The organism is Aestuariivirga sp. (assembly GCF_044239095.1).
GTDB lineage: Bacteria > Pseudomonadota > Alphaproteobacteria > Rhizobiales > Aestuariivirgaceae > Aestuariivirga.
The window spans coordinates 1-5,662 of sequence record NZ_JBIICB010000273.1 but is presented as its reverse complement, the minus strand read 5'-3'; the positions used below and the strand labels follow the sequence as shown (position 1 = coordinate 5,662).

Annotated in this window: 9 protein-coding genes and 1 pseudogene; 2 read left to right on the top strand and 8 right to left on the bottom strand. The window is 61.9% G+C overall.

Features of this window, described 5'->3' with window-relative positions; translation table 11 throughout:
• Nucleotides 1–237: pseudogene (locus ACILRA_RS18870) on the top strand (N-acetyltransferase); the annotation flags it as partial.
• 25 nt (nt 238–262) lie between these two features.
• On the opposite strand, the gene ACILRA_RS18865 reads toward ACILRA_RS18870, so the two are convergent.
• The 5 genes from ACILRA_RS18865 to ACILRA_RS18845 form a co-directional block, all read right to left on the bottom strand.
• Nucleotides 263–400, bottom strand: coding sequence for a hypothetical protein (locus ACILRA_RS18865; protein ID WP_395663608.1), 138 nt, complete (start codon nt 398–400; stop codon nt 263–265).
• A complete protein-coding gene (locus ACILRA_RS18860; RefSeq protein ID WP_395663607.1) occupies nt 397–666 on the bottom strand; it encodes a phage tail assembly protein in 270 nt (89 codons plus the stop codon). Before ACILRA_RS18860 ends, ACILRA_RS18865 begins: the two co-directional genes overlap by 4 nt.
• Nucleotides 667–692: 26 nt before the next feature.
• Entirely contained in the window at nt 693–1,223 is a 531-nt protein-coding gene (locus tag ACILRA_RS18855; protein WP_395663606.1) for a phage major tail tube protein, read from the bottom strand.
• Nucleotides 1,224–1,249: 26 nt separating this feature from the next.
• On the bottom strand, nt 1,250–1,639 hold the full coding sequence (locus tag ACILRA_RS18850) for a hypothetical protein (RefSeq protein WP_395663605.1): 390 nt from the start codon (nt 1,637–1,639) through the stop codon (nt 1,250–1,252).
• A 109-nt stretch (nt 1,640–1,748) separates the two neighbouring features.
• On the bottom strand, nt 1,749–2,858 hold the full coding sequence (locus tag ACILRA_RS18845; RefSeq protein WP_395663604.1) for a Fic family protein: 1,110 nt from the start codon (nt 2,856–2,858) through the stop codon (nt 1,749–1,751).
• 201 nt (nt 2,859–3,059) lie between these two features.
• Here ACILRA_RS18845 and ACILRA_RS18840 point away from each other — a divergent pair, with 201 nt between their 5' ends.
• Nucleotides 3,060–3,416 (top strand): hypothetical protein, encoded by a 357-nt coding sequence (locus ACILRA_RS18840; protein WP_395663603.1) that lies wholly within the window; start codon nt 3,060–3,062, stop codon nt 3,414–3,416.
• Nucleotides 3,417–3,430: 14 nt separating this feature from the next.
• Here ACILRA_RS18840 and ACILRA_RS18835 read toward each other — a convergent pair whose 3' ends face one another.
• From ACILRA_RS18835 to ACILRA_RS18825, 3 genes are all read right to left on the bottom strand, one after another.
• Nucleotides 3,431–4,009, bottom strand: a complete 579-nt coding sequence (locus ACILRA_RS18835; RefSeq protein ID WP_395663602.1) for a phage baseplate assembly protein V — start codon at nt 4,007–4,009, stop codon at nt 3,431–3,433.
• Nucleotides 4,002–4,802, bottom strand: a complete 801-nt coding sequence (locus tag ACILRA_RS18830) for a hypothetical protein (protein ID WP_395663601.1) — start codon at nt 4,800–4,802, stop codon at nt 4,002–4,004. Before ACILRA_RS18830 ends, ACILRA_RS18835 begins: the two co-directional genes overlap by 8 nt.
• A gap of 141 nt (nt 4,803–4,943) precedes the next feature.
• Nucleotides 4,944–5,360 carry a hypothetical protein gene (locus ACILRA_RS18825; RefSeq protein ID WP_395663600.1) on the bottom strand — a complete coding sequence of 139 codons (417 nt, stop codon included), beginning with the start codon at nt 5,358–5,360 and terminating at the stop codon, nt 4,944–4,946.
• Between the last annotated feature and the right edge of the window lie 302 nt (nt 5,361–5,662).

Genomic DNA, 5,662 nt, shown 5'->3' with positions numbered 1-5,662 from the left:
GCCACCGATCTGCAATGGGCGGGGCGCGGCATTGGCACCGGCCTCCTGAAGCACGCCCTCGCCCGCTGCGTTCAGGCCGCCTCCCTGATCGGCGGACGGGCATTGATGGTCAATGCGATCGACGATGAGGCGGCGCGCTTCTGGGCCCGTCGGGGGTTCATTGCTTCGAAGGATGACCCACTGACCCTGTTCCGCTCGATCGGCGACATCGCAGCGTCCTTCGAACGAGCTGCGTGACCAGCAGGCCTGCCTGTTGGGTATCTCACTTCGCTGACCCGCTCAGTCGCCGTGCCTCGGCGTGCCAGAGCAGCACCTCCGCCCAGTCCATCTCATCGAGTGCAGTGACCGGCGTCGACAGCACATGCGCAATATCGGCCACCAAGCCGCGCCAGTTGTTCACGCCGGTGCCTTGGGCAAAAAACCGCCGAGCACCTCCGAGACCGCTGCAAAATCCGCGGCATCCATCTCGTCCATGGCCTCCAGCGGCAGATCGCAGAGCGCTGCCGCCATGGCGATGCCCTGGTCGAGTTCCGTTCCCCCAGGTTCGCGCATCTTCTCCATGGCGCGGAGATCTCGCACCTTCGGGCGGCGAATTACGACCTCAGTTATCATACGCTCTTCAACCTTGATGGGCCGGACAAGCTTCACGCGGGCTGGATCGTTCATGCAGTCATCTCCCATGGAACATGCCATCAGCGCTGAATGCGCAGGATGCGGCGCTCGTCATCGTTCTGCGAGACGCCATCGAGTCGCCACTCGGTCGAGAAGAAGTCCCAGAACAGCTTTTCCTTCTCGTTGAACCAGAGCTCATAGTGCATCACCTCGTTGATGGCGTATTCGTGCCCCTGCAGCTCGCCACGCTGGAAGGCGTCGGGCTCGATCTTGCCGAGGCGGCCCTCGATGATGGCCTTGGCCTCGATGGCCACACCGGTCCGCTTGTCGCGGATCACCCCATAGGCGGTGAACACCTTTTGGCGCGACGAGCCGAGGCCGAACTGGGTCAGGAGATCGGGGTCCCAGCCATTGAGCTTGAAGGTGGGCTCCAGCTTGCTGATGCCGACCGCCACTTCGATCTGGACGCGGGAGCCCCCGGCATGATGGTCCTGATACATCTCCTGCAGGGTGGGCAGCTTCAGTTCGGCAAGGGTAAGATGCTTCGAGGCGGTGGGGTCGTGATCGCCCGCGAAAAGATTTGCCGATTCCATAACGAAAATCGTGCTCACGTTAATTCCTCCGAGTTGTGTAGCGATCAGCCGGTGACGGCGTCGACCTGTGCGAGCAGATCATCGAGCAGCGCGTCGAGTGCCGGCCGGTAGCGGGCCGACTGGATGCCGAGGTAGCGCAACACAGGCGCCTCCTCCGCGGCGAAGTTGATTGTGAAGCGGCCCTGCCTGAGTTCCTCGGCCGAGTTCTGGTCCCGCGTGAACTTGACCTCGTAGCCGAGGATGTCGCCATCGGCCTTGAGGTCGCGCATGGCGAAGCCCATGGTGTTGAGGACCGCCTGAATGGTCTGGCCGGTGAGGTTGAAGCGCCCGAGGTAGAAGCGCAGGGTACGCAGGAACATCAGGTGGATGTAGTCCCGCCCGCGGGTGCCCGCAACGAAGGGGCCCGCCCTCTCGGTGATGGCGTAGCGTGGCATGTGACTTCTCCTGATCGATGAGACGATACAAAGGGAGGGCGAGCCTGTCTTGCGCATCAGCAAGACAAGTCGGAAATCCGTTTGATAGAAGCCTTGAGGGCGGGGGTGTTCAGCTCAGGATCAGCGAATAGCTTGTGCTGCGGCCACCGGCGGGATCCTTCTGCAGAACCCCACGGCGGAGGAGATCCTCGATGTCACGCAAAGCTGTATCCTGTGAGCACTTGGCAAGCGACGCCCATTTAGATGACGTGAGCTTGCCTTCGAAGCCGTCAAGAAGGCGATTGACCACAAGGAGCTGGCGGTCATTGAATGCGGGTCCGGCCGTACCTCCAAGGCGCTCCCAGAAACGCGCTTTTGAAAGAACCTGCGCCAGCGTCTGCTCGGCACGGTCAAAGGCATGATCCAGGCATGCCAGAAACCAGTTGAGCCAGGCTGTCACGTCCATGCCGCCTTTCTGGACTGCCTCGAGCATCTCGTAGTAGGCATTGCGCTCCGCGCGGATTTGCGCCGACATGCTGTAGAAGCGTCGAGCGGAACACTCCGAACGCGCGAGCGCCATATCGGCGATGGCGCGTGCAATGCGACCGTTGCCATCCTCTAAGGGATGGATGGTGACGAACCAGAGATGTGCCAAAGCGGCCTTCAGGACGGGATCGACGTCGTCCCTCACTTCGAACCACGTGAGGAATGTTTTCATTTCCGCATCGACACGTTCGGCTTTCGGAGCCTCATAGTGCAAGCGCTCCCGGCCGACTGGCCCCGATACCACCTGCATGGGACCGGCGTTGTCATCTCGCCATTCACCAACGCGGATACGATGCATGCCGCTCCGGCCCGTGGGGAAGAGCGCTGCATGCCACCCGAACAGCCGCTCGGCGGTCAGCGGCTTCTCGTAATGCTGTGTCGCGTCGAGCATCATCTCGACCACGCCCTCGACATCCCGATCGGCCGGCGTCAGCGCGCCGATGTCGATGCCGAGCCGCCGGGCGATCGAGGAGCGCACCTGGTCCTTGTCCAGGACTTCGCCTTCGATCTCCGAGGACTTGAGGACATCCTCCGTCAGGGTCTGGAGGACGGCCTCTTCCTGCAAGCGGAATCCCAGGGCCTCCATGCGTCCGATGAGCCGTCCCTGGCGATGCCGCACGGCAGCAAGCCGGGTTGCAATCGCCTGATCTTTCCACCAGAAATGGGGCCAATCATCGCGTTCGTGGATGTACACTGGCTTTTCACCGCAGGATCTGCGGTGAATATAGCCTCTAATCTCCGCAAACCGCAAACCCATTCTCCGCATAATGTGCGGTGAATATTGCTCCTAATCTCCGCAAGTCCCCATTCCTTCCGTCACCCCATGCGACGGCATCAGCCACCAAGCGGCTGACGCAATTGCCCTGTATTCAGCAGGCCCACGCGAGAAATGACAATGACACCGAAAGACCCCATCACTCCTATCCAACTGCACCCCAACGACGCGCCTGATCTTTCGACGCCGGATTGGCAGGCCAAATTCTCCAAGGTCCTGCTGGCATCTGGCTCGCTCGAGGGCGTCGACCTGGAACTCCCCCGGGATTTCGGCCGGGACGTCCAGCTCATTGACGATGCCGCTCCACTCTGGACCGAGGAAGAATATCAGGCTGCCCTCCGCGAAATCGAACGGCATTTCCGGGAGGAGCCGGTTCCCGGCACTCCTGAGGCCTCGCGGTTTGACCAACTCGCCGAACAGATCAGAGTCTATGAAAGTGCGCACTGGCCAATTTCTTCGCTCGACCAGGACGCGTAACAAGCCCATCCGGATCAGTTCGCCGGGACATCGGTCAGACCGCCGCCGGGCACCACACCGCCGTGGATGTGGGTGGAGCCAACATTCTTTCCGTCATGGGTAACCTTGCCGCCAACAATGGCGACACCGGCATCGCTCACTTCAACGTTGACGCCGCCAACCTTGATCGTCACGGCGGCGGACGTGAGTTTCAGGCTGGCGGCGCCAACAACGACCTCGCAGAGGCCGTCCTTGATGGTGGCGGTGACATTCCCATATGTGAGGACGTTTTCGTTGCCCTTGAAGGAAGGTGACTTGTTGTTGTCGCTCCAGGTCATCGGCAGAGCCACGGCCTGCTGCCAGTCGCCATTTGGAGACAAGGCTGTAAACTGCTGGCCCTTCGACGGAGGCGTGTGGACCTTCAGCGCACCGGCGATCTGGACGTAAGGCACCCAGGGCGACAGGAAAGGGTTTCCATCGACGTCCTTCCCAAGATTGAGCCTGATGCGCTGTTTTCCAGCGTCGACCTCTTCCACCGTTCCGTGGCGCATGACCCCAGAGAAACGGCGCTCGAGTTCGGCGATGCGGGCGGCAAGCTCGACAACCTCACGCATCAGCGATGCGGGCCAGCACGGTGTGATGATTGACGATCATGGGATCGGGCCCGCCAGTAATTTTGGCTTCCTCGAAGACATCCGGGTCTTCGGAAAGATCCAGCACCGGTCCAAAGCCTATGGCATTTACTGTTTCCAGATGGATGCCGAGCATGTTGGCTGCACGGCGCCAGTCGTCGAATGGCATTCCTTCGATTTCCGAGCGAAGCATATGGGCAATGGGCATCAGATCGGTGTCCGCCTCCATGGCGCCGAGCAGATCATGCCAGGCGGTGCCCTCTGCAACGGCTGCACCATCTGTCGGAGCCTCGATCAGGTCACAGGTCAGCACGATCTGCCGCGCGGCAAAGCGCACGCCCTTCTCGACGGAGGCCCCGCGCCGCGACAGCCGGCGTGAGATGCGCGGCACGAGTTTCATCCAGACGCGCGACCATGGTGTCCGCTCACGGATGAGCGCCGCCATGACCTGATGCTCCATGAGATCAAGGGCAAGCTCCATTCCCTCGTCCGTGTGCGGGATGGTGATGACGCTCTCCTCACTCGAAATCTCGACCCGCGCCGCGATGGCCGCCTCGATGACGAGGTCGCAGGAGACATTCCCATGGAACAGATCCCGCCCCGTCACCTCCATCTCGTGATCGTCGGTGGTGACGATCAGGATGGGCTGGCGCTCCTCGGCAATGGTCTGGTCGATGGGTGCAATGGCGCTGTCATGGACGCGCCCCTCCGCCAGTGTGGCACCACGCAGGGCGCGGGCAGCGGCGATGCGCATGGCAAGACGGGCGAGGCTCATGCCGAAACTCCTTCAACGCCGAAAACCGTTCCCGACCGGAACGGTTTCTCTGTCCAGATCAAAAGGGGGCATGTTCCAGACGGGAACATGCCCCTCTCCCCCAATCGCCCCCCGCGATATTTCGCTGCGGAACGCAAACGCTCACTCCGCAACATCCTCCCGGACGAGAAGAAGGTTGAGATCGCCCATGCTGGTCGGATGAATGGCGGATATGGTGTAGCACGGGCTTCCGCATCGCTCCGGCATCCTGATCTGATCGCCCTTCGCAGGCCGGAACCCGAGTTCTGCAACCTGCGCTGCAGCAATCCAGAAGGCGGTCTGCTCGGAGACCACGCGTGTCGTGCCGGTGAACTCCCCGCCCCGGCTCTGGCCCCGGAGATCCGAGGATGCGGCCAGGGCGGAGAAGATGCCCCTGACCTTCACCGCCATCCGGTCGGCATCGGCTGCCGCCTCGGCATACGGGCTGCTCCGGCGCGGAATCAGCACCGCCTCTTCACCGAACCCTTCCAGGGCCGCACCGGATGCAAGTGCATCCAGAGCGTCAAAGGGCGAGGTCATGGATCACTCGCCCGTCTCAGGTGCGCTTGCCGGGGATCAGCACACGCGGACGGGTGCAGTAGTGCAGCGCGTTCATCTGGGAACGGCGGTGGAAAATTAGACCACGGTAGCGGCGGGATTGGCCCGCTGCGGGCGGAGTAAAAGCCGCCCACTATCTATGCCCTTTCTGTGTGAACAGGGAGGGCTCGGAGATCTACACCGTGGAATTGTACAGGAAGGTCCGTCTGGCGTGTGCCGGTGGCATGAGCAAGCGTGCGGCGGCACGGCATTTCAACATTTCGCGCGAGAGCGTGCACAAGATG